This is a genomic window from uncultured Erythrobacter sp. (assembly GCF_947499705.1).
Lineage (GTDB): Bacteria > Pseudomonadota > Alphaproteobacteria > Sphingomonadales > Sphingomonadaceae > Erythrobacter.
Map to the genome: position 1 here is coordinate 1,653,051 of NZ_CANMPJ010000001.1, position 24,830 is coordinate 1,677,880.

General features: G+C 59.3%; 27 protein-coding genes. 13 read left to right on the top strand and 14 right to left on the bottom strand.

The features are described 5' to 3' along the window. Nucleotides 1-888 carry a 4-hydroxy-tetrahydrodipicolinate synthase gene (dapA, locus tag Q0837_RS07775; protein WP_298467215.1) on the bottom strand — a complete coding sequence of 296 codons (888 nt, stop codon included), beginning with the start codon at nucleotides 886-888 and terminating at the stop codon, nucleotides 1-3. A 105-nt stretch (nucleotides 889-993) separates the two neighbouring features. On the opposite strand from dapA, the gene Q0837_RS07780 reads away from it, so the two are divergent. Together Q0837_RS07780 and greB are read left to right on the top strand one after the other, a co-directional pair. Further along, complete coding sequence (locus Q0837_RS07780) at nucleotides 994-2,964, top strand: lytic transglycosylase domain-containing protein (protein ID WP_298467218.1); 1,971 nt, start codon at nucleotides 994-996, stop codon at nucleotides 2,962-2,964. A gap of 8 nt (nucleotides 2,965-2,972) precedes the next feature. Then, the gene (gene greB, locus Q0837_RS07785) at nucleotides 2,973-3,455 is read left to right on the top strand and encodes a transcription elongation factor GreB (RefSeq protein ID WP_298467222.1); all 483 of its coding nucleotides are present in this window, start codon (nucleotides 2,973-2,975) and stop codon (nucleotides 3,453-3,455) included. Here greB and Q0837_RS07790 read toward each other — a convergent pair. Further along, nucleotides 3,452-4,006, bottom strand: a complete 555-nt coding sequence (locus Q0837_RS07790; protein WP_298467224.1) for an RNA 2'-phosphotransferase — start codon at nucleotides 4,004-4,006, stop codon at nucleotides 3,452-3,454. The genes greB and Q0837_RS07790 overlap by 4 nt on opposite strands. Before the next feature lie 46 nt (nucleotides 4,007-4,052). Here Q0837_RS07790 and Q0837_RS07795 point away from each other — a divergent pair, with 46 nt between their 5' ends. After that, on the top strand, nucleotides 4,053-4,529 hold the full coding sequence (locus Q0837_RS07795; RefSeq protein WP_298467227.1) for an invasion associated locus B family protein: 477 nt from the start codon (nucleotides 4,053-4,055) through the stop codon (nucleotides 4,527-4,529). A gap of 40 nt (nucleotides 4,530-4,569) precedes the next feature. After that, nucleotides 4,570-5,805, top strand: a complete 1,236-nt coding sequence (gene rlmN, locus Q0837_RS07800) for a 23S rRNA (adenine(2503)-C(2))-methyltransferase RlmN (RefSeq protein WP_298467229.1) — start codon at nucleotides 4,570-4,572, stop codon at nucleotides 5,803-5,805. A 229-nt stretch (nucleotides 5,806-6,034) separates the two neighbouring features. On the opposite strand, the gene Q0837_RS07805 is transcribed toward rlmN, so the two are convergent. Then, on the bottom strand, nucleotides 6,035-6,388 hold the full coding sequence (locus Q0837_RS07805) for a hypothetical protein (protein ID WP_298467231.1): 354 nt from the start codon (nucleotides 6,386-6,388) through the stop codon (nucleotides 6,035-6,037). A gap of 180 nt (nucleotides 6,389-6,568) precedes the next feature. On the opposite strand from Q0837_RS07805, the gene Q0837_RS07810 reads away from it, so the two are divergent. From Q0837_RS07810 to Q0837_RS07820, 3 genes are all read left to right on the top strand, one after another. Then, the gene (locus tag Q0837_RS07810) at nucleotides 6,569-7,075 is read left to right on the top strand and encodes a trans-aconitate 2-methyltransferase (RefSeq protein WP_298467233.1); all 507 of its coding nucleotides are present in this window, start codon (nucleotides 6,569-6,571) and stop codon (nucleotides 7,073-7,075) included. Beyond that, the gene (locus tag Q0837_RS07815) at nucleotides 7,072-7,719 is read left to right on the top strand and encodes an MOSC domain-containing protein (protein ID WP_298467236.1); all 648 of its coding nucleotides are present in this window, start codon (nucleotides 7,072-7,074) and stop codon (nucleotides 7,717-7,719) included. Before Q0837_RS07810 ends, Q0837_RS07815 begins: the two co-directional genes overlap by 4 nt. A gap of 134 nt (nucleotides 7,720-7,853) precedes the next feature. Beyond that, nucleotides 7,854-8,327, top strand: coding sequence for a glycine zipper 2TM domain-containing protein (locus Q0837_RS07820; RefSeq protein ID WP_298467240.1), 474 nt, complete (start codon nucleotides 7,854-7,856; stop codon nucleotides 8,325-8,327). 66 nt (nucleotides 8,328-8,393) lie between these two features. Here Q0837_RS07820 and Q0837_RS07825 read toward each other — a convergent pair whose 3' ends face one another. Next, nucleotides 8,394-9,239 (bottom strand): PhzF family phenazine biosynthesis protein, encoded by an 846-nt coding sequence (locus Q0837_RS07825; protein ID WP_298467243.1) that lies wholly within the window; start codon nucleotides 9,237-9,239, stop codon nucleotides 8,394-8,396. 86 nt (nucleotides 9,240-9,325) lie between these two features. Here Q0837_RS07825 and Q0837_RS07830 point away from each other — a divergent pair, with 86 nt between their 5' ends. From Q0837_RS07830 to Q0837_RS07840, 3 genes are read left to right on the top strand one after another with little or no spacing between them, the layout of a single operon-like run. Further along, nucleotides 9,326-10,090: an SDR family oxidoreductase gene (locus Q0837_RS07830; protein ID WP_298467246.1), complete on the top strand. Its 765-nt coding sequence runs from the start codon at nucleotides 9,326-9,328 to the stop codon at nucleotides 10,088-10,090. After that, entirely contained in the window at nucleotides 10,087-10,767 is a 681-nt protein-coding gene (locus tag Q0837_RS07835) for a cytochrome b/b6 domain-containing protein (protein ID WP_298467249.1), read from the top strand. The genes Q0837_RS07830 and Q0837_RS07835 overlap by 4 nt, the downstream gene beginning before the upstream one ends. Then, a complete protein-coding gene (locus tag Q0837_RS07840) occupies nucleotides 10,760-11,509 on the top strand; it encodes a molybdopterin-dependent oxidoreductase (protein ID WP_298467251.1) in 750 nt (249 codons plus the stop codon). Before Q0837_RS07835 ends, Q0837_RS07840 begins: the two co-directional genes overlap by 8 nt. 3 nt (nucleotides 11,510-11,512) lie before the next feature. Here the strand turns inward: Q0837_RS07840 and Q0837_RS07845 are convergent, their stop codons facing one another. Further along, on the bottom strand, nucleotides 11,513-11,953 hold the full coding sequence (locus Q0837_RS07845; RefSeq protein WP_298467254.1) for a DUF1801 domain-containing protein: 441 nt from the start codon (nucleotides 11,951-11,953) through the stop codon (nucleotides 11,513-11,515). 83 nt (nucleotides 11,954-12,036) lie between these two features. Between Q0837_RS07845 and Q0837_RS07850 the strand changes: the two genes are divergently transcribed. Further along, the gene (locus Q0837_RS07850) at nucleotides 12,037-13,290 is read left to right on the top strand and encodes a cyclopropane-fatty-acyl-phospholipid synthase family protein (protein ID WP_298467256.1); all 1,254 of its coding nucleotides are present in this window, start codon (nucleotides 12,037-12,039) and stop codon (nucleotides 13,288-13,290) included. On the opposite strand, the gene Q0837_RS07855 is transcribed toward Q0837_RS07850, so the two are convergent. After that, entirely contained in the window at nucleotides 13,274-14,644 is a 1,371-nt protein-coding gene (locus Q0837_RS07855; RefSeq protein ID WP_298467259.1) for an acyltransferase, read from the bottom strand. The two genes, Q0837_RS07850 and Q0837_RS07855, sit on opposite strands and share 17 nt — an antisense overlap. A 141-nt stretch (nucleotides 14,645-14,785) precedes the next feature. Here Q0837_RS07855 and Q0837_RS07860 point away from each other — a divergent pair, with 141 nt between their 5' ends. Further along, nucleotides 14,786-16,012 carry an argininosuccinate synthase gene (locus tag Q0837_RS07860; RefSeq protein ID WP_298467262.1) on the top strand — a complete coding sequence of 409 codons (1,227 nt, stop codon included), beginning with the start codon at nucleotides 14,786-14,788 and terminating at the stop codon, nucleotides 16,010-16,012. A gap of 945 nt (nucleotides 16,013-16,957) precedes the next feature. After that, nucleotides 16,958-17,548 carry a septal ring lytic transglycosylase RlpA family protein gene (locus Q0837_RS07865; protein ID WP_298467265.1) on the top strand — a complete coding sequence of 197 codons (591 nt, stop codon included), beginning with the start codon at nucleotides 16,958-16,960 and terminating at the stop codon, nucleotides 17,546-17,548. 18 nt (nucleotides 17,549-17,566) lie between these two features. Here Q0837_RS07865 and Q0837_RS07870 read toward each other — a convergent pair whose 3' ends face one another. The 8 genes from Q0837_RS07870 to uvrA form a co-directional block, all read right to left on the bottom strand. Further along, nucleotides 17,567-18,016, bottom strand: coding sequence for a CHRD domain-containing protein (locus Q0837_RS07870; protein ID WP_298467267.1), 450 nt, complete (start codon nucleotides 18,014-18,016; stop codon nucleotides 17,567-17,569). A gap of 359 nt (nucleotides 18,017-18,375) precedes the next feature. Continuing rightward, a complete protein-coding gene (locus tag Q0837_RS07875) occupies nucleotides 18,376-18,741 on the bottom strand; it encodes a hypothetical protein (RefSeq protein WP_298467269.1) in 366 nt (121 codons plus the stop codon). Between the two features lie 105 nt (nucleotides 18,742-18,846). Further along, nucleotides 18,847-19,206, bottom strand: coding sequence for a hypothetical protein (locus Q0837_RS07880; protein WP_298467271.1), 360 nt, complete (start codon nucleotides 19,204-19,206; stop codon nucleotides 18,847-18,849). Between the two features lie 83 nt (nucleotides 19,207-19,289). Next, nucleotides 19,290-19,574, bottom strand: coding sequence for a hypothetical protein (locus Q0837_RS07885; RefSeq protein ID WP_298467273.1), 285 nt, complete (start codon nucleotides 19,572-19,574; stop codon nucleotides 19,290-19,292). Between the two features lie 199 nt (nucleotides 19,575-19,773). Beyond that, nucleotides 19,774-20,088 carry a hypothetical protein gene (locus tag Q0837_RS07890; RefSeq protein WP_298467276.1) on the bottom strand — a complete coding sequence of 105 codons (315 nt, stop codon included), beginning with the start codon at nucleotides 20,086-20,088 and terminating at the stop codon, nucleotides 19,774-19,776. Nucleotides 20,089-20,295: 207 nt separating this feature from the next. After that, a complete protein-coding gene (locus Q0837_RS07895; RefSeq protein ID WP_298467278.1) occupies nucleotides 20,296-20,856 on the bottom strand; it encodes a hypothetical protein in 561 nt (186 codons plus the stop codon). After that, the gene (locus tag Q0837_RS07900; RefSeq protein WP_298467281.1) at nucleotides 20,856-21,707 is read right to left on the bottom strand and encodes a DUF4747 family protein; all 852 of its coding nucleotides are present in this window, start codon (nucleotides 21,705-21,707) and stop codon (nucleotides 20,856-20,858) included. The genes Q0837_RS07895 and Q0837_RS07900 overlap by 1 nt, the downstream gene beginning before the upstream one ends. A 92-nt stretch (nucleotides 21,708-21,799) precedes the next feature. Continuing rightward, on the bottom strand, nucleotides 21,800-24,724 hold the full coding sequence (gene uvrA, locus Q0837_RS07905) for an excinuclease ABC subunit UvrA (protein WP_298467283.1): 2,925 nt from the start codon (nucleotides 24,722-24,724) through the stop codon (nucleotides 21,800-21,802). Between the last annotated feature and the right edge of the window lie 106 nt (nucleotides 24,725-24,830).

Below are 24,830 nucleotides of genomic sequence, written 5' to 3' on the forward strand. Positions count from 1 at the left end.
TCAGGCTTCGAGAATTCCAGCATGGACCAAGGCCGCATCAACCGATGCGCGAGAGGCTTCACTGGCATTGGTCAGCGGCAGCCGCACATCCGGCTCGACCCAGCCATGCACCTTAGACAGAGCGTATTTTACCGGCGCAGGGCTAGCGTCACTGAACATAGCATAGTGCAGCGGAAACAGGCGGTCGTTGAGTTCGCGCGCTTTTTGGAGTTCGTTGGCTGCAATCGCTGCCTGAAACTCTGCGCATAAAGCGGGCGCGACATTGGCCGTCACCGAAATCGCCCCTCGCCCGCCCGCTGCCGAGTGCGGGAGCCACAACTCGTCATTGCCCGAAAGCTGGCAGAATTCGCGGCCAATCCCCATCCGGTGATCGGCGACGCGCGACAGGTCGCCGCTGGCATCCTTGATCGCAACAATCTGCTCCGGGTACTTTTTGACCAGCGCCACCACGGTCTCGTCTTCTATATCGGTGACCGTCCGGCTCGGGACGTTGTATAGCACGATGGGCAGGTCGCTCTGCTCGGCAAGGTAGCTGAAATGCGCGATCAACCCATCCTGGCTTGGACGGTTGTAATATGGGGCAACGCACAACCCTGCCGCGGCTCCAGCCTTTTTTGCGAACGACATGTGCAGCAGCGCGTTCTTTGTGTCGTTGCTACCGCAGCCCGCTATGACCGGAACTCGTCCGGCGGCCTGCTCGATGCACACCTCGATGACCCGGTGGTGCTCGGCATTGGAGAGGGTGGATGCCTCTCCCGTTGTCCCGCAAGGAACCAGAGCCGAGCTGCCCTGCTCGATTTGATGATCGACCAGTTTGCGAAACGCGGCTTCGTCAAACGATCCGTCGCGAAAAGGAGTCACCAGAGCGGGAATTGATCCGCTAAACATTGCTTTATCCCTGATTGAGCCATCATTCAGACTAGCGCGCCGCGCATTCCTGCGGCAAACCAGCGTTCAGCGCCTGATAAGGAGCCGATTGCCATAATGTCCAGCATGGCCACTAATTTGACTTCCGAAAACATTTTCGCCCGCCCCATGGTTCTCGCTGCAGTTGCTGCAGCCTGCGTCACGGCTTTGGCGACGCCATCTTCTGCTCAGCTAAGCGGAGGTTCCGGCGGCAATACGATGGTTGCGCAGCAACCACGCGCCATCGGCTCGGCTATCAGCATGTGGGAGTATTTGCAGGAAACGCGGAACCTTGGATTCGCGGAGTACGCAAATTTTGCGTTGGCTCATCCCGAATTCCCGCGAACAGACATCATTCGTCTGCGGGCTGAGGGAGCGCTTGAGAACGAAGCCCCCTCCTCCGCGGCATTGATCCAGTATTTCAGCGCTCAACCTCCACTGACGAACACAGCGCGCGCGCGCTATGCTCTTTCATTGGCGTCCGAGCAGCGTTCAGAGGCATTTGATGTAGCTCTCCAGGCATGGCGCGGCGGCGAAATGAGCGGCCCTGCCGAGGCCTATCTATCTGGCCTGTACGGATCACGCTTCACAGCTGAGGATCATGCAGCGCGCATGGATGCGCTGTTATGGCAAGGCGAGCGAGAGGCGGCTGCCCGTCTCATGATGAAGGTCGATGGCGAAACGCGGCAGATCGCGATGGCGCGGCTATCGCTTCTCAACGGCACAATGCCGCGCGATGCGGGGCTGGCCATTCCCAACGCGGCAAATCGCGATGCGGGCTTTACGTTTAACCTCGTCAATCATCTTCGCTCCAAGCGCCGGACCGGCGAAGCGATCAGCCTGCTGGCCAACCGCCCACTTTTCAGCGCGCCTGCATTCGATGCGGAAGAGCTGGTGGGTGACATGCTCGATGTCGCTGAAGCGGCAAGCGTTTCCGACACGGTGCGTATTGCCAGCAAGATCGACGACCTGTTCGCGCCGGGCACTGACATTTCCAAAGGGTCCTTCAGGCTCCGCGACCGCTACACCGACTTGATGTGGAAGGGTGGCACCAACGCTTTGTGGCGCATGGGTGACGGCCGGAGCGCAGCCCCGCTATTCGCACGCTATGGCATGGCGGCACGCACGCCGCTGACGAAGTCGAAAGGCTTCTACTGGGCTGGCCGCGCTGCGCGTCAAGCCGGTATGGCAGACGAAGCCACGCGTTATTTCGAAATGGCGGCGGAATGGCCGCATTACTATTATGGTCAGCTTTCGATCAGCGCGCTTGGCCGCTCCATGCCGCAATTCGCGCCATTGCCGGCATTGGATATCGCCGCCGAGACACGCGCCGAATTCAACCGCCAACCTCTTACGCAAGCGATCCGCGCAATTGCTGCCAATCGCCGCGATTGGCGGACTGAGCGACGCTTCTTCCAGGCAATCGGCGAAGCAGCCACTACACCCGAAGAACTGGTGCTGGTCTCAGAACTCGCTCGCGACACCGGCCTGAATGAGATGGCTGTCGTTGTCGGCATGGAAGCGGGCGAAAACGGGATGAAGGGCTTCGAACGGGTCGGCTTTCCTACCGTGCGGACCCCGGTCGTGAATGACTGGACGATGGTCCACGCGATTACGCGCCAGGAAAGCGAGTTCGACCGCACGCGGAAGAGCCACGCGAATGCGATCGGCATGATGCAACTCCTTCCAAGCACTGCTCGTGAAGAGGCCGGAATTCTTGGCGTCCGCTATCTCAGCGCGAGCCTTACCGCCGACCCGCAATACAATATCAGGCTGGGTGATGCGCACTTTGCCCGGCGTATGGACCTTTATGGCGGCGCCTATCCGCTGGCCATTGCCTCTTACAATGCTGGTCCGGGACGGGTTCGCCAATGGCTCCGCCTGAATGGCGATCCACGCAGAGGCGACATCGATTGGGTCACTTGGATCGAGAAGATCCCGGCCAATTTTGAAACGCGCTATTATGTGATGCGCGTGATCGGAAATGCAGTCAGCTATTCGCATATGTATCCGGAGCAAGCGGGTCTGCCGCGGACGGTCGACACTTTCCTTCCCTGACGCGGAGCATGTCACAGCGACAGGGACCGCCGATCACGCCAAAGGGAATGGCTGCCCTTAAGGCGCGCTATGACCATTTGCTTGGCAAAGAGCGCCCTGAGATTGTCGAGATCGTCAGCTGGGCAGCAGGCAATGGCGACCGCAGCGAGAATGGCGACTATCTCTATGGCCGCAAGCGCATGCGAGAGATCGACCGCGAGCTAGGATACCTTTCACGAAGAATGAAAGCGCTGCGCGTCGTCGATCCGGCGAACCAGCCAGACCGCAACCGCGTATTCTTCGGCGCAACGGTCGAGCTCGCTGACGAGGACGATCAACGCCAGATCATCACCCTCGTCGGAGATGACGAGCAGGACGCGGGCGTTGGCCGTATCGGGTGGAGTTCACCAATGGCGAAGGCGCTTCGCGGCGCAGCGCTTGGAGACCTTCGAGTGGTGCGACTTCCTGGCGGTGCGAAGGAATGGGAAGTCATCGCAATCGACTACAACTAGTCGGCGTTCGGCATCCTCTTGAAATACCGCGGCGGCACTTCTTCGACGAGCCAGACATTGTTGCTGGATAAAGCGAATTCGACCCCATCCGCCGTCATCCGTTTGGCGTCGACTTCCAGGATCACCGGTTTCCCGCGCCTCTGACCAACCTTGGTCGCCGTTTCGAGATCAGGGGATAGATGGACGTGATGGCGGTTCTGTTTCGTCAATCCATCGCGCTCTATCGACGGCATGAATTTCTCGACCGTCCCGTGGAACAGCGTTTCGGGCGGAGTAGCGGTTTCCCAACTGCCCTCCACAGCAACGGAGTGCCCCTGGCGCGCCCGGATGCGCGTTCCATCGTCCGACAATTCAAAACGCTGCTTGTCGTTTTCAGCCACAACGCGTTCGAGCATGACGGCATCAGTGGACAATCCCTTCGCACTAAGCGCCTTCAATATGGCCTCAACGCTTGCCCAACCTGCTTCGTCCAGCTCCAGTCCAGCAACATCGGGTCGATGCCGGAGCCAATAGGATAGTGATTTCGATCTCTTCTTCAGTTCGTTTGACATGCGCGCGCCTGTTGCAAAACGACGTGCACTCCGCAATCACATCGCCATGCGGACCGCACTTCTCTTTTCTATTGTGGCATTTGCGCTTGCCCTGCCGCTCGCGGCCAAGGACAGCCTCGGCGTGTATTCAAGTTGGGCAGCGTTCCGCGATGGCGCGCAGCCGCGTTGCTACGCAATTGCCAAACCGCGCGGCAACCGGCCTGGGAGTTTCGCGAGTGTAGCCACCTGGCCCAAACAGGGACTGCGCAACCAGGTGCATTTGCGCTTGTCGCGAGTCGTCGGAGACAAAGGTGCAACCGTCAGGATCGGTGAACGCTCGTTCGTGCTCGCAACCCTTGGACGGGACGCGTGGGCGCAGGACAGCCGCATGGACGCAGCAATCGTTGCTGCCTCTCGATCCGCTACAAGGATGACGGTGACCGCGCGCGATTCAAGCGGACGCCGCTTCACAGACCGGTATAACCTCGCCGGAGCAGCCACGGCGATTGATGCGGCTGTCGTCGGCTGCGCCCAGCTGAGCTGACTGGCCAAACCGGGCCCGCGCACCTATATGCGCGCCAATCATGGCAGATACCGACCTCATGTCGATCCCCGGCCAGGTGGATCCCGTCCCCGTCGCGCGTGACATAACGCCGCGCGCTGATGGTCGTATCGATCTGATCGGCCTGCCAAAATCGCGCATTCGCGAACTGTTCGCCGAAGCGGGGCTGGATCAGAAGCAGGCGAAGCTGCGCTCCAAGCAGGTCTATCACTGGCTCTATCACCGCGGCGTGACCGAGTTCGATGACATGACCGATATCGCGAAGACGATGCGCCCATGGCTCACCGAACGCTTCGTGATCGGCCGGCCTGACATCGTCGAAGCGCAGCACAGTTCGGACGGCACCCGCAAATGGCTGCTCAAGACGTCGGATGGCCATGATTTTGAAATGGTCTTCATCCCTGACGCCGATCGCGGGACATTGTGCGTGTCCAGTCAGGTCGGTTGCACACTCAATTGCACGTTCTGCGCAACTGGCACGATGCGGCTGGTGCGCAACCTAACGCCCGGAGAAATCGTCGGCCAGGTCATGCTCGCACGTGACGCTCTGGGTGAATGGCCTAAAGGTGTGATGGACGGGCTCGATGATGCGGAGGATGCTGGTCATTACACTGCCGACGGACGCCTGCTCACCAACATCGTGATGATGGGCATGGGCGAGCCGCTGTACAATTTCGACAATGTCCGGGACGCTCTCAGTCTTGTGATGGATGGCGACGGGCTTGCGCTATCGAAACGGCGCATAACGCTATCAACCAGCGGCGTGATACCGATGATGGAGCGCTGCGGGGAAGAGATTGGCGTAAATCTGGCGGTGTCGCTGCATGCTGTGACCAAGCCGGTTCGCGACGAGATTGTTCCACTCAACAAAAAGTACGGGATCGAGGAGCTGCTTCAGGCCTGCGCCGATTATCCCGGAGCCTCGAACGCGCGGCGCATCACGTTTGAATACGTGATGCTGAAGGACAAAAACGACAGCGAAGACGATGCCCGCGAACTTGTCCGTTTGCTCAAGCAGTTCAACCTGCCCGCCAAGGTGAACCTGATTCCTTTCAACCCCTGGCCCGGTGCAGAATATGAATGCTCCGATCCGGCCAAGATCAGACGGTTTTCTGACATTGTGTTTGAGGGCGGCATCAGTGCCCCGGTCCGCACCCCGCGCGGGCGCGATATCGATGCCGCCTGCGGCCAGTTGAAGACGGCGGCGCAAAAGAAAAGTCGGGCACAAAGAGACCGTGAAGCCGCGCAATCAGGTTGAGATATAGCACGCGTTCTGGATGCAATTTTCGTAACAATTTCTATGAATTGCTTCAGCCAGAAAATCCTGAACCTGTGATTAACACATTGTTGTTATTGAACAATTTGTAACCTCCTTTCCTGCTGAGGCGTACTAGCCAGTGTTACGCACGGAACGATCCGTGCCACCGAGAAAAGGAACACTGGAAATGAAAACCGCACTACTTGCTCTGAGCGCAGCCGCCTTCGCACTAATCGCAACGCCTGCAACCGCCGCCGGCTCTGCCGCCCCAACCGCCAGCCATTCGATTACGCAATCGGTACCCGTCGTCGGCGCCAATCATTCCGTTGTCGAGAACGCCGAGCTTCGCGGCAAACGTCGCGGCTTTGCCCGGCACAAACGCTTCAGCAAGCACCATCACAAACGCACGTTCCGCAGCAAGCGGTTCAAGCATCGCGACAGCCGTTTTGTCCACCATGACAAGTTCCACAATACTCATCACCCTCACTACAAAGTCGACCGGAAATTTCATGATCGCAAGTTTCACGACCGACGGTTTCGGACGAAGAAGTTCAAGCATAAGAGCTTTCACCGTTTCCGGCATTGATGCCTAGAGACGCGTGACCGGTGCCTGGAGCTTTGCCTCCAGGCATCTTTGTCTTAGGGAAGTGCCCCTGCACCAATGGGGGCCTGACCATTGTCTATCGATCCTGCGACATATGAATTCTACCAACAACAGGCGCCGCATTACTCCTTGAGTTCCGCTTGTGGCCCAAGTCGCCATTTGGACCCGTTCCTCGACCGCCTTGAAGAAGCCGCATCCGTGCTTGATCTGGGATGTGGCACGGGCCGCGATTCCGCTCGCATTGCCGAACGAGGTTTCGCGGTGGACGCCACCGATGGCATTCCTGCAATGGTCGCCAAGGCAAACGAACGGCATAATGTCGGCGCGCGATTGATGCGGTTCGATGAATTGCACGCCGTAGCGGAGTATGATGCAGTGTGGGCGCATGCCTCCTTGTTGCATTGCCCGCGATCGGAGTTGCCCGGCATCCTTGCCCGCGTCCACCGGGCGCTACGTCCACGCGGGTGGCACTATGCCAGCTACAAGCTCGGCGACGGCGAAGGTCGCGACCTTCTCGGGCGGTTGCACAATTTCCCTACGGCAGCTTGGTTGATCCAGACCTATCGATCAGCCGATTTCGCAATTGAGAATAAAGTGATGTTCGCTGGCAATGGCAGCGATGGTACGATGCGGGATTGGCTAGCGATTACAGTGAGAAAAGCATGAAACGAACCGTCGAGGCGATCTGCACTGGCACGGCTAGGCCCTTCAACGGAGCGGAAACCAGCGCGATTGCCAAGCGGCCGCGCGAAGGTGTCGTTCAGATCCTCGAAGACGGGTTTGCCCCGGATGAGCAAGCGGATCGCCGCGTTCATGGCGGGCCAGACAAGGCTGTTCACCTTTACCCACTAGATCATCACGCGTTCTGGCGCAGCGAACTGTCCGATGAGGCGGCTCTAAGGCTGCTCGATGAGCCGGGAGCATTCGGATCGAACCTTGCTGTCAGCAATCTCTCCGAGGAAGACGTGCACATCGGTGATCGCTTCCGTCTCGGCGCAGCACTGCTTGAGATAAATCAGCCGCGCCAACCCTGCTGGAAGGTCGATCACCGCTTCGGCGTTAAGGGTATGACGGCAACGATCGTGAAAACCGGACGCTGCGGTTGGTACTTTCGCGTGCTTGAGATCGGTAACTGTCAGGCAGGCGACGTTTTCGAGCGAGTCGAGCTAGGCCATCAGTCTTGGACCGTGGCGCGCACTTTTGCTGCCATGATTGCCGGCAAAGCGAGTCGCGAAGACTATGCGCAGTTAGCAGAACTGGAGCTTCTGGCAGACGGAATGCGGGCGCGTGCAGCCAAGAAAACCGGCTGATCGAACGTTTCATCGCACGATCCGTTCGCTCTATCGCCCACACTCCAATCCCAACAAGGCGTTCATCTAGCGCTTATCTTATCTGAACGAATGTGCCCTCACCCCCGCAAGGGAAGCCGCCAGAGGGAAACGTCATGAAACAGCTTACTTTGATTGCCGCCGCAGGTTCACTCGCCGCCATTTCGGCCCCAGCTCAGGCTGCGGACCTGCCTGAAACCAGCCTTCCGTCGCTGACCGAGAACACTCTTCAAATCACGGATTTCGACGCGCCCTTTCGTCTGGGAGGCGATGATTGGGACGATGATGACGATTATCGCGATCGGCGCCGCTATCGCGGGGATCGCTATGGCCGTTACGACCGCCACGGACGCTATCGCGAGCCTCGGAAAATCCGCCGCGGTGACCGCGTATGGCGCGGACGCGATGGGCGCTATTATTGCAAGCGTGGCAACGGCACTACCGGCCTGATCATCGGTGCCGCAGGTGGTGCATTGCTCGGCCGGGCTATCGATACGCGCGGCGACCGCACTGTCGGTACGCTGCTGGGCGGCGCGCTGGGTGCAGTCCTTGGCCGCGAGATCGATCGCGGATCCGCTCGCTGCCGCTAGAACACCATCGTTTTTGCAGAGAGACGCCGCCGGACATGAGGTTCGGCGGCGTCTTTTTCTCATTCGTCAGTTGAAAGCAGTCACAGCGGCGCGGTTGGTGATCATTTGGCAGATGCCGCCAATCCAGATCCCGCCATCCTCGTGCTGCTCGCAATGGATCAATCCGTCACCGCCAATCTTCTGCCCCTGCCCTGCGCGATAGGCACCTTCGGCCAATCCAGTGCGGAAAAAATGCATTGCAACCCCAGCATTGAAGCTGCCCGTGACAGGGTCTTCCACGAACCGTCCGGCGGCGTCAGCGAAGAATGCGCGCAGTTCCCAATCTCGTCTCCCACCGCTCATATGTGGTCCGGCAAGACCGATATCGGTTCCCAGCGCTGCTTTGCTTGCTGGTTCCGCCGCAAGCACATCTTCAGCGCTCCGCAACCGCAGGAGTTGCCATTTCGGTCCGTTTGAAACGTGGACTGCCTCCACAAGGGCGGCCTCCTCAACGCCTGTCAGCTGCATCGCTTCTTCACGTTCCTTAGCGGAAAGCGGTTCGTAACGCAGCAGCTCGGGCGCCTTGAACGCCAACTGTCCGTCATTGTCGCGGATCTCAACCAGGCCGATCCCGCATTCCTGCACGATCACGCCGTCAGCCGCAGGCTCATGGCCCGCCTGCAACCACGAGAAGCACGATCCCAGCGTCGGGTGACCAGCGAATGGCAATTCACCTCCTGGATAAAAGATTCGAGCCCGGTAATCCGCAGCGGGATCAGTGGGAGGAAGGATAAATGTCGTCTCGGAAAAGCCCAGCCACTGCGTCAGCGCCAGCATCTGCTCAGCCGAAAGATCATCGGCTCCATGTACGACCGCGAGCGGATTGCCGCTCAGGGGGCCATCGCAAAAGACGTCAATCAGATCACATGTCATGGGCATCGGGACGGTTTCCTTTCCGGTCGCCTTTCAATTGATCACGCAAACTAGGCAAGTGCTCAGATTTCTGCTCCAGAGAAAATATGAACCAGCCGCAAGTTTTGGTTACCGGAGGTGCCACCCGGATTGGGGCCGAGATCGTGCGAGGATTCGCGAAGGCCGGATGGCATGTGGTGATCCACTACAACTCATCCGCAGCCCCGGCAGAAGCGCTCGCAAACACCCTGCCCTCCGCAGAAATTATAGAATGCGATGTCTCGGCTGCGGGCGCGGCTGCGGCGATGATCAAGGAACTGGCAGTGCGCCTGACCGATTGGCGATGCCTTATCAATTCAGCGTCGGTTTTTCACTACGACAATGCAACCAAACTCGATCTCGCGACGAACGAGCAAGCAATGCAGGTCAACGCGGTCAGTCCAGCGATCATGTCGCAGGCGTTCTTCGCCCATGCGCGCAGCGCGGCTTTGCGCTGTGTGATCAATGTGACCGATATGAAGCTGGAAAACCCGAACCCCGATTTCTTCAGCTACACAATGTCGAAACACGCGCTCGCCGCCACGATCCCGATGCTGGCCCAAGGCGCTGCCGGTGAAGACGACAGAGTATACGGCATCGCTCCCGGGGCGATCCTGGCCAGCCACGATCAGCAGGAAGATGAGACCGAAGTCTCGCACAGGCTGAACCTGCTGGAGCGCAAGACCGGCGCGGACGAGATCGTCGATGCTGCTCTCTTCCTCGCCAAAGGAAGCCTGAAGAGCGGCTCGACGCTCTTCATCGATAGCGGCCAACACCTACTGTCGCAGGATCGTGATGTGATCTATCTGGCGCGTGAAGGCGCAGAGCAATGAAGAAACGCCATGCGCTCTCAACACGGCTCTGGCACTGGATCAACGCGGCGGCATTGATCGTGCTGTTCATGTCCGGCCTCAACATCTCCAACGCCCATCGATACCTTTATTGGGGTGACTATGGGTACGATCCTGCAGACGCATGGACCGCCGTGACGCGCTTTCCCGGATGGGCGACACTTCCGGGATATTACGATCTCGCCGCAGCGCGCGATTGGCACAGCCTCGGGGCATGGGTCTTCGGTGTTGGGCTTCTGGCGATGTGGATCGCCATGCTGGTTAATCGGCATTTCAAACGTGACCTCATGACGTCACCGCGTGATTGGTCACCGGCTTCTCTGGCGAGCTCGATAAAGGATCATCTGAAGCGCGATTTCTCCACAGGCGGGAAAAAGTACAATCCGCTCCAGCGAATATCGTACGGCATCGTGCTTGGTGTGTTTCTGCCGATGATGATCTTTACCGGGCTGGCGATCAGTCCCGGAATTGAACCGGCTGCACCGTGGCTCGTGGACATGCTCGGCGGGCGACAAAGCGCGCGTTCACTGCACTTTCTGTTTGCCTGGGCGCTGTTTGGTTTCTTTGCGGTGCATATCGTTATGGTGTTGCTGTCGAACCCCATTCGCCAAATCTGGGCCATGATCGCAGGCGGGCGCGAGGAGCGAACCCATGACTGACATCAAACGTCGTACGCTGCTTGCAGGGGTCGCCGCTCTTGGCGCAGGCGCCTGCACGAAGATCGGCGAGTCTGAGACTGGAGCGAGCCTCTTCGACACGGCGGAGGATTGGCATCGGATGGCGCACCGTGCGCTTGCCGGACGACAGCGGCTCGCACCAGAATACGCGCCGGAAGACCGCTCGCCCGACGTCAAAGGCAATGGCAGCGTCACGGTGAACACACCCGAATACCGGCAAGCGCTGGGTGATGGTTTTGCCAACTGGCGGCTCACGGTGACAGGTCTCGTCGAATCCCCGCTTTCGCTGTCACTGGAGGAGCTACGGGCTCTACCCCAGCGCACACAGATCACTCGCCATGATTGTGTCGAGGGTTGGAGCGCGATTGCCGAGTGGAAGGGTCCGCAACTCGGGGCGCTTCTCGACCGCGCGAAGATCAAGCCGGAAGCCAATTTCATCGTCTTCCGCTGTGCCGACACGCTGTATGGCGAGGCCTACTACGAGAGCGTCGATCTGGTCGACGCCTATCACGAGCAGACGATCATCGCGCACGAGCTTAATGGCGAACCTCTACCAGAAAAGAACGGTGCACCTTTGCGCATGCGCATTGAGCGGCAGCTGGGCTACAAGCACGCGAAATACCTAACCGCGATCGAAGCGGTCGCCAGCTTTGACGATATCGGCAAAGGAAAAGGCGGCTTCTGGGAGGACGAGTACGATTATCAGTGGTATGCTGGCATCTGACTTCTAGGCTGGCGGATACTTCCGGTTCATCGCATCCCAGCAAATGCCGACAATCTCTTCGAGCACAGTCAAATCGATATCTGCGAGCTTGTTCACATAGACGCAGCTCGCCCCGGTCTTGTGCTTGCCCATCTTTTCGAGCAGCGCATCAACTTTCTTACCGGTTGCTTCGTCGCAATAGCGCCCCATCAGATAGAGCGAGTGTTTGGCTTTGCGCGGACTGAATCCCGACCGTGTGCTGTCGCCCTCGCGCCCACTCTCGTATTTGTAGTGGTAGCTGCCATAGCCGATGATCGTTGGCCCCCACATGCGAGGCACTTCGCCAGTCACCTTTCGGAACAGAGCATCTAGAACTTTCGCATCCTCCCGCTTCGATTCGGGTTCGACGGCTGCGATGAATTCCTCCACCGATGCGTCAGTCTGCTGTGTTTTCGCCTCTGCCATGTCCTTGAGTTTAGCCAATCATTGACAGGGGGCAAGCCCGCGTCATTGTGCGTCTCGGGGTCTGAAAAAAGCACAGGAATTTCATGAGCAAAACTCTACTTGATCGATTCTTGACCCGCGGCGTCAAGCACGGCCGCCTTGGCGTTGTGTTTGCAGATGGCAGCGCAAAGACCTTTGGCGAGCCTGCAGAGGGCTTTCCCGAGATCGTTCTTCGCTTCGCTGACGATGCAGTAGCCCGCGATATCATCACGGACCCACGACTCGGCGCAGCCGAAGCGTTCATGGATGGTCGTCTCATCATTGAAGAAGGCGACGTGATGGGTCTCGTCACCCTGCTCCGCGCCAACAATTCATGGGACAAGGGCGGCGATATCGGACCGCCGAAACTTCTGCGGCGTATCGTCAATCGCGCGACCTGGGCAGCGGAGAAGGTCAACAACCGCATCAGTTCCAAAAACAACGTCGCGCACCACTACGACATCGGCAACGATTTCTACGCGCTGATGCTCGATGAAGAGCACTGGCAATATAGCTGTGCCTATTGGCCCGAAGGCGTTGAAACGCTTGGCGAAGCGCAGACAGCCAAGCTCGCTCACATCGCCGCAAAGCTTGCAATCAATCCAGGCCAGAAGGTGCTCGATATCGGCTGCGGCTGGGGCGGCATGTCGATCTTCCTCGCCAAGCATTACGACGTTGAAGTCACTGGAATCACACTCTCCGAAGAGCAGATCGAGCTCGCGAAGCAGCGGGTGAAGGACGCAGGCGTTGCAGACCGCGTGAGCATCGAACTGGTCGACTACCGCGACTTCGCCGCCGCCGGACGCAAGTTCGACCGCATCGTATCGGTCGGTATGTTCGAGCATGTCGGTCAGCCGCAATTCGACGACTTCTTTCAGGCATGCGCCAACCTGCTGACCGACGACGGTACGATGCTGCTGCACACGATCGGCCGAATGGGATCGCCAGGATCGACCGACGCGTTCACGCGCAAGTACATATTCCCCGGCGGCTACATTCCGGCGCTGTCAGAGACTGTTGCAGCTTCTGAGAAATTTCGCTTGATCGCCACCGATGTCGAGACGCTGCGGCTCCACTACGGCAAGACCCTGCGCTGCTGGTACGCCAACTGCATGGCAAACAAAGATGCCATGGTCGCGATGTATGATGAGCGGTTCTTCCGAATGTGGACGTTCTATCTGGCCGGCGCTGCAACCGTCTTTGAATATGGCAGCATGTGCAATTACCAGATCCAGTATGCCCGCAACCGCCACGCGCTCCCCATTACGCGCGGCTATATTGAGGCTGAGGAAAAGCGGCTGCTCAAGGCTGCTGGCTAGCTTCGGCGGCCTTGGTTTCGGCGCTGGGACGGTAGACCGGCCCGAAACCAAGCAAAGCCGCACCGGCGAGCGGCAAAGCAATCACCCACCACCGGATGCCCGATATGCTGCTCGGGCTGGCAATCGTGACCGCTGCGGTTGCGCCGAGGCCGATGCAGATCATCAGAACGCCGAACACGGCCCTGACCTTCGGGACGGTACGCCCGCCTCTGATCGGGCCAAAGCTGCGCTCGTGGCGCGCGAAGATGACGATCATTGGTAAAAGGGCCAGGATGTAGATGCCCAGCCATAGCGGACGGGTTGCCCACCACTCTGCGGTGCCCGGGACCGAGTCCAAACCAGCCCCGCCTAAAGCGAGCCAGGCGATCGTCATCACCAGTACGAACGCCGTCAGGTGCCAGAGATAAACGGTCATGATCATGCCGTTCATCAGCACCGTGGCGGTCCAGATGCCGGTATTGTCCAGCACCTTGCGGCCCATCGGTTCGAGCGTAAGCACCAGCCCGACTTGCGCGACGCCCAGTGCGAACAACGCTAATGTCGGCGGCAGCGAATTGGAGAAGCCGCCCGGCGCGGACACCATCGAGACCGGGTAGAATCCATAAACGGTGATTGCGATCAAGATGCCCAGGCCGAAAACGAACGTCGCGAATGCCAGCAGACGCTTGTCGAACCGACCCTCTCGCCACGCAAAACCGAGCTGGTGGATCGCTAGAAACACCCACAGGAAGTTGGTGAAATTGATGTAGGGTACGCCAGCAGAGAAGGTCAGCCAGTCGGTCAGCACCGCCAGCGGAATGTAGATCGCAAAGCTGAGCCAGCCGAATCGCTCCCACGCCTTACGAGTCAAAGGGGTGCACGCGGTCACCAACAGGTACACAGCGAGAAACCACACGGGGATCAGCGCTGCCTCGGTTGCCATGCGGATCTGCTCGCGATCAAGACCAACCTGCGTCATGATCACGGCCAGCCCTGCCCAAAGCAGCAGAACCGGGAATGTTGGTGTAATCAGTCGCTGCACCCTGCTCGCAAGCCAATCGCGATACACGCCGGTCTGTCCCGGCTCAGCCTTTCGCAAGGTCGCGCCCCAACTCACTCCGTTGGAATAGCCTCCGACCAGGAAGAAGACGGGCATCACCTGAAAGCCCCAAGTCAACCAATGGGTCCAGCTGGCAACAGTCAACAGATCGCCGCGCTGCAACGCGCCTGCTTCGTCAACGTAGAGACCTGCCATCAGCCAGTGACCAAAGACGACAGCGAGAATCGACACTGCGCGCAGGAAATCGACCCAGCGATTGCGCTCTGGCGGGGCCATCTCGGCCAACTCGCGCGCCTTACTCCACATGGTAAGCATTCGATCCCTCCTGCCCGCTAATGCCCTGAAATGTTGGTGCTGCAGGCGAACATGGCAAGCAATTACGCCGAATTGCTGTCGAAATCGTTGCTGTTGCACACCGCTCCTGCTAGCCGCGCCGCGACTGTAAGGAAGCACCCAATGTCCGATATCAAAAAAGTCGTTCTCGCCTATTCCGGCGGCCTCGATACCTCCGTGATCGCGAAATGGCTCAGTGTTGAGCGCGGGCTGGAAGTCGTGACGTTCACCGCCGATCTTGGACAAGGCGAAGAGATCGAACCGGCGCGCGACAAGGCCCGGGCGATGGGCATTCCCGACGAGCACATCTTCATCGAAGACCTGCGAGAGGAATTCGTGCGCGACTATGTCTTCCCGATGATGCGGGCGAACGCTCGATACGAAGGCGACTATCTGCTCGGCACTTCTATTGCGCGCCCGCTGATCTCCAAGCGTCTAGTCGAGATTGCGCATGAAACCGGCGCTGACGCGATCGCTCATGGTGCCACCGGCAAAGGCAACGATCAGGTTCGCTTCGAACTCTCGGCCTATGCGCTCGATCCGACCATCGAGGTCATCGCCCCATGGCGCGAATGGGATCTGACGAGCCGCACTGCGCTGATCGCGTGGGCGGAGAAGCACCAGATCAAGGTTCCGACCGATAAGCGCGGCGAAAGCCCGTTCTCGACCGACGCCAACCTCTTGCACACATCGTCCGAAGGCAAAGTGCTTGAGGATCCGTGGGAAGAAACACCCGACTACGTCTATTCGCGCACCGACCATCCGGAGAGTGCTCCCGATACGCCAGAATACATCACCATCGACTTTGAACGCGGTGACGGTGTGGCGCTGAATGGCGAAACAATGAGCCCGGCGACACTCCTCACAGCCCTAAACGACCTCGGTCGCACGCACGGTATCGGCAGGCTCGATCTGGTCGAGAACCGCTTTGTCGGCATGAAGTCGCGCGGCATGTACGAAACACCCGGCGGTGAGATTTATGCCTGCGCGCATCGCGGGATCGAACAGATCACGCTCGATCGCGGCGCAGCGCATCTCAAGGATGAGCTGATGCCGAAATACGCGGAGCTGATCTATAACGGCTTCTGGTTCAGCCCCGAGCGCGAGATGTTGCAAGCGGCGATCGATCACAGCCAGGCCAAAGTGACCGGGACGGTTCGGCTGAAGCTCTACAAGGGCCTCGCCAGCGTGGTCGGGCGCAAGTCTGCGCTTTCACTCTACTCAGAGGCGCATGTGACTTTCGAAGACGATGCCGGTGCCTATGACCAGCACGATGCGGAAGGCTTCATCAAGCTCAACGCGCTGCGGCTCAAGCTTCTCGCTCAAAGAGATCGGAAGCGGGAACGATAAAGCGGGCTTCGAGTCTTATTGCCGTAGCATTTGCGTCCCATTGGCGTGGTGCGCAGCTCGCAGGCATCCTCAAACAGCCTCGCTGGCACCGCAAAAGCGGCATGTCGCCAAGCGATTTTCAACCTCAATATATCAAATGCGATGAACGGTTGAGTTGTCCACCGTCGTCCACAAGTGATCTGGGCAAAAGTGGATAAGTCGGCGTTGCAGACCTTGCGCGACTCGGTCTGCCGACGCAATCTCCACTTGTCTTCGGAACACGAAGGATTGAAAAAACAAAGCCGCAAGGTTCTGATTTTTCGGTGTTTTAAGTTTCAAGGATGCGATGGCGATTGTCCACGCGCACTTCGAGAGAAGGCATGACGAAGGTTTCGACTGGAAGCAAGTCAGCTCGTTTGAGAGGAACGCGAAGCGTAGCCATCGGAAAGACCACGGATCTGGTCAGCAATTGTAGGATGAAGGAGCTTCGGCTCAAGAAACCTGCGCTAAGGTTGCAGACCGCAAATGGTTCATGGTCTCAGCTCCGCCCAAGGGGCAGACCGTACGGAAAGGGCTTCGGCCTGGACTCAGCGGACTGTTCGCAAGTGAAGCTGGATGCCGGCGCGAGCGCCGGTGACAAACCCTGAAGCGCTTGCGTGGATGGATGAGACATCGGGTGCCAAGTGCGCACTGGAACAGCGAGATGGAAGGTTCGCCGGAAATCGCGCAGGGAAAGAGCGACCACGCGCTGGTGAGAGTGGGGTCGGCAGCAATGCCGGCCCCATTTGCTTTTAGCGAAGCTGAGCGTCCGTCGACAACTCACTTCCCCCAAGTCGACTCTGTAGAAGGCGCGCGCTCGGCTCGTCCCGTTTCGGGGGCGGATGGCGATGAACCGCTCCATTGGTCGGATGCTGAGAGGACCGCAAATTTGCGTTCTCGCCCCTTCAAGGCCTATATCGCTCCGCGATGAGAGGGGCAGATTCAACATGGCGCGCCATCCAAGGCGCGGGCGCACTGGTTGCGGTTGCAGCCATTATGCCCCTATCCGCGTCACAAGCTCGCCCGGACTCCCACGTTGTCGGTGACGTCGCCAGCGCCGTGCAAACAGCACCCGGCGATAGCGGTGCCACGTCTAGTTTTTCTGCGCAGTTCGAACCCTATTCTGGTCCACCGCGCCCAATCGAAGCGGCGCCCGGCGCGGTCGACCTGTCCGCATTCGATCCTCCGATTGAGAAGCCACCGGAACAGCAGGCAAATTTTGTGCGCTCGCTCGGCTCCGGTGTTGCCTCCTATTATGGGCGGCGCTTCCATGGACGCCGCACGGCCAATGGCGAGCGATTCAACATGCGCGCGATGACAGCCGCGCACCGTACCCTGCCCTTCGGCACCAAAGTCCGCGTCACCAACCCCCGCAATGGCCGCTCGGTCATAGTCCGAGTCAACGATCGCGGGCCCTTTATCCGAGGCCGCAGCATTGATCTGTCCCGCGCCGCTGCGGAGAAGATCGGGATGATCAGCCGCGGCCACGCGCGCGTCAAAATGGAAGTTGTCCGCTAGGCGACAGCCTGGCTCACCCTACTCCTCAACGCCCAACTGCCCCCGGATCGCGCCCGCTGGAAACGCTGCCGTGTGCACGTTGACGTAGTAGTCCGCCCGGTTCTTCGCCAAATCCTTTAGCAGCTCCGGATCGACCGCGACGCACACGTCCTCGCCATCCTCGCCGAGCAGCTCCAGCGTCACCACCGGCGGGCCGTTCTCGCCAGCCTTTGCCTTGTGAATATGCGCGGCGGCGAAATCGTCCAGCCCGTCCACTTCGAGCATGTAGCACATCTGCCCGGCCTTCATGTCCAACTCTGCCGAGAAGTCTCCGCTGGCATTGTCGCCAGCGCCTTCGTGGCCGACCTCCTGATTGCCGAACATCGATGTGCCGATAAAGGCGAGATCATCGCCCTGCGCCGTCGCAGCGCCCGCCGCCAACAGCGCTCCGCCTGCCAGCGCCAGCGCACCCATCCTGAATATGGTCATAAGTCCCTCTCCCATTTCCATGGGCCTCAGGACCGCCAGGGAGTTCGCGCATCACCGGCGGACCGGGCCCTAGAGCGCATAGACTAGTACCATCTGCCGAGTCGGAAAAGCCCCCTGCCCGGCGGCGCGAAATCGCGGGCGAAGTTGACACAATTGACACCGTGCTACCCACCGCATTCACGCATTTATCGCGATAAATCAGACACCTGATGCGAAAATGCGAAGTTGACACTTCTCCAACTCGAAACGGCAGCCTTCCTCACGCACAAGGAGCACTGTTCGCACACCGCGTCGCTGACAATGACGCACCATCACCTACCGATTTGAGCACCTGTAGGACAGCGCGCCCTCCAACTCGATTAGTCGATCTTGGTGTAATTCATCGTGATGGTCTCGGTCGGCAAAGGGTCTTTGGAGGCAGTGGTCGAGGGGCGCTGCTGCACCACATGGGTCAGCTCGATCACCGCCGTGTGCCCCCGGGCATCGCGCAGAGTGACCGCCGCAAGCCTTTGACCGACCCTGAACGTCCCGCGCGGCACATCGACCACCAGCGGTTTGGGCACCGACCCGCGGCGCGAAAGGTCGAGATGCGGCACATCGATCACCGGCCCTTTCGAGCGACCCTTGAACTGCGCCATACGGCCCGCGCCCGTGTTCAGCGTGCGACCGGGATCGCCGGCCGTCGGGTTGCTCCATTCGGGCGTATGCGTGGGTGTGCGTGGCATAAGTTCCTCCTCCTCCTGCTGCGGACCCTACTATGCGCACACGAGTCGGGCGAAATGCGCGCTCGGTGCGGTTTCAGAAACCCGCAAAAACCCCAGCGCAGCGCATCACTCCGCCGCATTGTCTCCCGCCCCGTCCTGCGCATCGAGCACCGTGTTCATGCACGCCTCCCCGATGGGCAGCATTGTGTCCGGATTGATCAGGTCGAGCGGCCCCAATCCCTGCTCCTCGATCCGCGCCGCCGAGCATTCGCAAAACGGCTCCGCCAATTCTTCCGCGCCGCCTTCCTGCAGGAATGTCGTCTGGCACTCGGCAGCAAAGCCCTCCAGCATGGGCGAGGAACTGGCCGGAGCCGAAGAGGGCAGCGGATCGACCGGTGTGATCGGATCGCTTGTATCGCATGCGGTGAGCAGAAGAGCAGCGGACAGCGCGGTCGGCAGCGCGATCGGTGTTTGACTGGGTTTCATGGCGTAGGCCCTCCCGGTGGTGGTCGACATGGATAGTGGTCGGCATGGACAGGGACGTCGCCCTGGCCGTCTCGGACGGTGCGCTAGAGGACGCGCTGGATTGCCTCGTAAGTGAGGGTCCACTCTTGCTGCATTACATCATTGCCGCCCGTCCGTGCGCGCGCTGGTCGCTGCTGGACGACATGCGCGAGTTCGACCGCGACAGTCTGCCCCTTGGTGTCTTGCAGCTTGAGCTTGGGGATACGCTGCCCCTGCTTAAAGGTCCCGCGCGGCGCGACCACAGCCAGCGTCTTGTCCGGCCGCGCTGAGGCTGCGGTGCCGTGAGTGGTGTAACTGGTGACGCGCACATTCTGCAGGTTGATCTTCATAGTGGTCCTCCCTGTGGGGGACCGTACACCGAATGGGCGCGTCGCGGGAATGGGTGCGACCACCCAATTTTCGCGCGTCCCCAGCCCCAAAAGTCATATGGCTCGCCGGGGGCCAGCTCACTTGTAGAGCAACGGGAAGAAGCGTGACACCGGATCAAGTGTGCTTTGCACAGCTGCGCTTCCCAGTGAGACGGGGACGCTAAAGCCCCAACTCCCACGCACAGCTTTTGATGACCTTCTCCAAGCCCGCCTCGTCATAACTGCCATAGCGCCCGGTGACGCCGCGCTCGACGGCTGTGTCAACGAGGCAATTGCACATGTCCGGTTGCTTGCTCGGCGGCACGCCGTAGGGGCCGATCTCTTGGATGCAAGTCTCAACCCGGCTGTTGCGCGAGCTGGCTTCGGTGTTCAGCGTGTTGAGTTCGTCACTCGTGCGCGAGGCATCCCACAGGACAAGGGGCACGCCCACCAGCATCATGCCAATCCCCAGCCCCTTGGGCACCTGCGTTCCCATATCCGTCCTCCATTTCGGGGGAGCGGTATGGCGGGGATTGGTTGAGGTTTGGTTTGTTGGGTGTGTGTTTTGGGTACGAGGCGAGAAGGCTCACCTGCAGTTCGCGCCCACCCCCAGCCCCTCCCGCAAGCGGGAGGGGAGCGAGACTTACTGAGCCGATGGCGAAGTTAGTCGCAGCGGGGTGGGCTTAAGTTCAGACCTAAAGCCTCAGCCCTGAGGATCAACGATCCCAGCTAAGCGATAGACTACCATCGCTGCGGCTACGGTTAGTGCAATAGAGTAAAAGAACAGCGACGTTCCCAAGAATCCAAGGAAGACGTTTGCACCAAGAAATAGGCCAGTTTCAGCGACAGCCCCCCCAAACAGGAATTCATCTGTCTCAAAAACAAAAGTGGCCTCACGGACATAGCTCAAAATCAGCGCAAGTACTTGGACAAATATGAAGTGAAAAAAGGTCGCATTCATCTCGTCGAGGTAGGGAATACCCCCATCATTCTCAGTCGCCTTCAATGCGCGCTTAATACGAGAACTGATAATCGAAAAGAGGATTGCGTAAGTTCCGAGACTGAACCCAAGAAGACTAGGAAGTATCTCGCGGCAGTAGCTGATCCAATCAATATGCCATAAGCGAAAATTGCCGATTGCCAAAAATAGCGCCACCCAAAAGAACGGTGAACGGAGGATCGCTTTTCGCCCGCCGTAATTGGAAAGGTAGCGTCTCAGAACCTTCCAAAGAGTGCGCCATTGTTCATCGCCGTCATCAACCATCACTCACCAGCAATATCTCGCATTGCCTGTGCTTCGGTCTGCTCATCGGTATCATATCGCATTTGCCGAAGCTCTGGATGTTCATTGGTTGAACGTTTCTCTTTTCCTTCGGCGGTTCTTCCCTCCACATCTATCTTCCCATTGGCGAGCGCAGGCTGACTGACCCTCCGAATCTCATCACTCACGTTTACGCTGCCGCCTCTTTCAGCGGTGTATGCGACTTCGAATTGACGACTGCCAGTTGCAGCGAGATGCTGTTGTATGCGCTCTTCAAAATCTCCATCGAAGATATCTGCGTTTGGTCGTTCTATCTTGATGCTAACCTTCGTGATCTTCTCCAATGCGAAGATTCGGTCCAGAGACTGGCGACTTTGAACCATAGTCACCTTAACGTCGCCAAACTCTCGCTGGATCTCCGACCGCTGTAGCAAGCGTTCGAACATGCGAGTGGCATCTCTTATCGAGAGAGTATCGCCTTTCGAATACGTTTGAAGAAACAGCTTGTGCGATTTCAGCTTGAAGACGAAATGAAAGGACTTTGGATTCGGATACAGGTTTTCCGGAATGGAAATCTCGGCAACTTTCTCGCCCGCTGCTTCTTGAAGATTCTCTAGATCAAACCACTCTGAGTCAGTATCAACCTTCGTAAAGGTCGTTAGAATTCCCTCGACGAATCCAGCTTCCAGAGTGTCGGTGTTCAAAAGTGAAATGACCCCGTATCGATCACCTCGAAGTTTGGTGCCAGCCTTCAATTGATAAGCACGCTGAATTAGACTTGCATAAACATATTCAGAATTCGGGTGCGCTCTAATGTTGATAACCCCACTACGCATTAGTGCTTTCTGACCCACGAAGTCCTCCCATTGAATTGAATACTTCGCCCAAGATAGGAACTATTAATACCCGATTCAATTCACCAAAATCATCTATTTGGTCCAGATCACTACTCCGCCGCCTCCCGCGCAGCGCTGCCCTTCTCCAACATCGGCTTCAGATATGCCCCCGTAAACGACCGCGGCTCCTCCGCCACCTCTTCCGGGGTGCCTTGCGCGACCACTTCACCGCCGCGCACACCTCCGTCCGGGCCGAGGTCGAGGATATGATCGGCCGTCTTGATCACGTCGAGATTGTGCTCGATCACCACCACCGAATTGCCTTGCTCCACCAGCCGGTGAAGCACTTCGAGCAGTTTGCGCACGTCCTCGAAATGCAGGCCGGTCGTCGGCTCGTCGAGGATGTAGAGCGTCTGCCCGGTTGAGCGTTTGGCCAGTTCCTTCGCCAGCTTCACCCGCTGCGCCTCGCCGCCCGACAGCGTCGTAGCCTGCTGGCCAACCTTGACGTAGCCGAGCCCCACTTCGTTCAGCATCCGCATCTTGTCGCGGATCGGGGGGACGGCCTTGAAGAACTCCTCCGCATCCTCGATCGTCATGTCGAGCACGTCGGCGATCGACAGCCCCTTGAACTTCACCTCCAGCGTTTCGCGGTTGTAGCGTTTGCCGCCGCATTCCTCACACGTGACGTAGACGTCGGGGAGGAAGTGCATCTCGATCTTGATCAGGCCGTCGCCGGTGCATTGCTCGCAGCGCCCGCCTTTGACGTTGAAGGAGAAGCGGCCGGGTTTGTAGCCCCGCGCCTGGCTTTCGGGCAGGCCCGCAAACCAGTCGCGGATCTGGGTGAAGGCGCCGGTGTAGGTCGCGGGGTTGGAGCGCGGGGTGCGGCCGATGGGCGACTGGTCGATCTCGATCACCTTGTCGCAATATTCGAGGCCGGTGATCGCCTCGTGCTTGCCCGCGATGATGCGCGCGCCGTTGAGCACGCGGGCGGCGGAGGCGTAGAGCGTGTCGATGGTGAAGGACGACTTGCCCGAGCCGGAGACGCCGGTGATGCAGGTGAAGGTGCCGAGCGGGATGGAGGCGGTGACGTCCTTGAGGTTGTTCGCCTGCGCGCCTTTGACAGTGAGCTGGTGGCCGTTGCCTGTGCGGCGGGTTTGCGGGACCGCGATTTCGCGCCGCCCTGTGAGGTAATCGGCGGTGAGACTCTTGCGGGACTTCATGATCTGCTTGAGCGTGCCCTGCGCGACCACTTCGCCGCCGCGCACGCCTGCGCCGGGGCCGAGATCGACGATATGGTCGGCCTGGCGGATCGCGTCCTCGTCATGCTCGACCACGATCACGGTGTTGCCGAGATCGCGCAGCCGCTTGAGCGTTTCCAGCAGCCGGTCATTGTCGCGCTGGTGCAGACCGATGCTGGGCTCGTCGAGCACGTAGAGCACGCCGCTCAGCCCTGAGCCGATCTGCGAGGCAAGGCGGATACGCTGGCTCTCTCCACCCGAAAGTGTTCCTGAAGTCCGGTCGAGATTGAGGTAGTCCAGCCCGACATTGTCGAGGAAGCCCAACCGCTCGTTGATCTCCTTGAGAATGGCGCGCGCGATCTGCGATTGCTGATCGGTCAGCTTGTCGTCGAGCGCGAGGAACCAGTCCTTCGCATCCGACACGCTCATGACGGTCGGCGCGGCTATATCGGTGCCCGCGACCTTCACCGCGAGTGACTTCTCATTGAGCCGCTTGCCGCCGCAGGTCTCGCATGGCTGCGCGGTCTGGAACTTCGACAGCTCCTCCTGCATCCAACTGCTCTCGGTCTGCATCATCCGGCGGTTGAGGTTGCCAATGACACCCTCGAACGGCTTGTTCACCGTGTATTGCTTGCGCCCATCCTTGAACGTCAGCGCGACCGGCATACCGCCCGTGCCGTGGAGGATGATGAGCTTCTGATCCGGTTCCAGCTCGTTCCAAGGCGTGGTGATCGTGAAGTCGTACGCTTTGGCGAGGCTGCTCAGCACCTGCATGTAGTAGGGCGACGGCGGGTTGGACTTAGCCCACGGAGCAATCGCCCCTTGCTTGAGCGTCAAAGCCTCGTTCGGCACCACCAGCTGCTCGTCGAACAGTTGTTTTTCACCGATCCCGTCGCAGGTCGGACACGCGCCCTGCGGCGAGTTGAACGAGAACAGGCGCGGCTCGATCTCCTCAATGGTGAAGCCGCTAACCGGGCAAGCGAACTTTTCGGAGAACACGATGCGGTTGGCGGGGATACCCGCGCCCTTCATCGCGCCGCCTGAAGCCTCTTCTTCCTCGCGTCCCGGGACCACACCATCGGCCAGGTCGATATATGCCAAGCCCTCTGCTAGCTTCAGCGCGGTCTCGAACGAGTCCGCCAGCCGCGTCTCCAGCCCTTCCTTCACCGCGAGGCGATCCACCACCACTTCAATGTCGTGCTTGAACTTCTTGTCGAGCGCTGGCGCTTCCTCGATGGGGTAAAGCTCCCCATCGATCCGTACGCGGGTGAAGCCTGCCTTCTGCCATTCGGCCAGCTCCTTGCGGTACTCGCCCTTGCGCCCGCGCACGACCGGCGCGAGCAGATAAAGGCGCGTGCCCTCAGGCAGTTCCATCACGCGGTCGACCATGTTGGAAACGGTTTGCGCTTCAATCGGCTTACCGGTTGCAGGCGAGTACGGCACCCCCACCCTCGCCCATAACAGCCGCATATAATCGTAAATCTCAGTCACCGTCGCCACCGTCGAGCGCGGATTGCGGCTCGTGGTCTTCTGCTCGATCGAGATCGCGGGTGAGAGCCCGTCAATATGCTCCACATCGGGCTTCTGCATCATCTCAAGGAACTGCCGCGCATAGGCGCTCAGGCTCTCAACATAACGCCGCTGCCCCTCGGCATAGATCGTGTCGAACGCAAGGCTCGACTTCCCGCTCCCGGACAGCCCGGTCACCACGATCAACGCATCGCGCGGTAGGTCGATATCGACACCCTTGAGATTATGCTCGCGGGCACCGCGGACGGAGATTTTGGTCAGGCTCATAGGTGATGTTTGTTCCGGAAATGTTCGCGTTGGTCAAGGGGTGGATTAGGTGTGGTCCACGGGGTCGAGATGAGTGGGTGCGAGATTGCCCCTAGGCGCTGCGGTT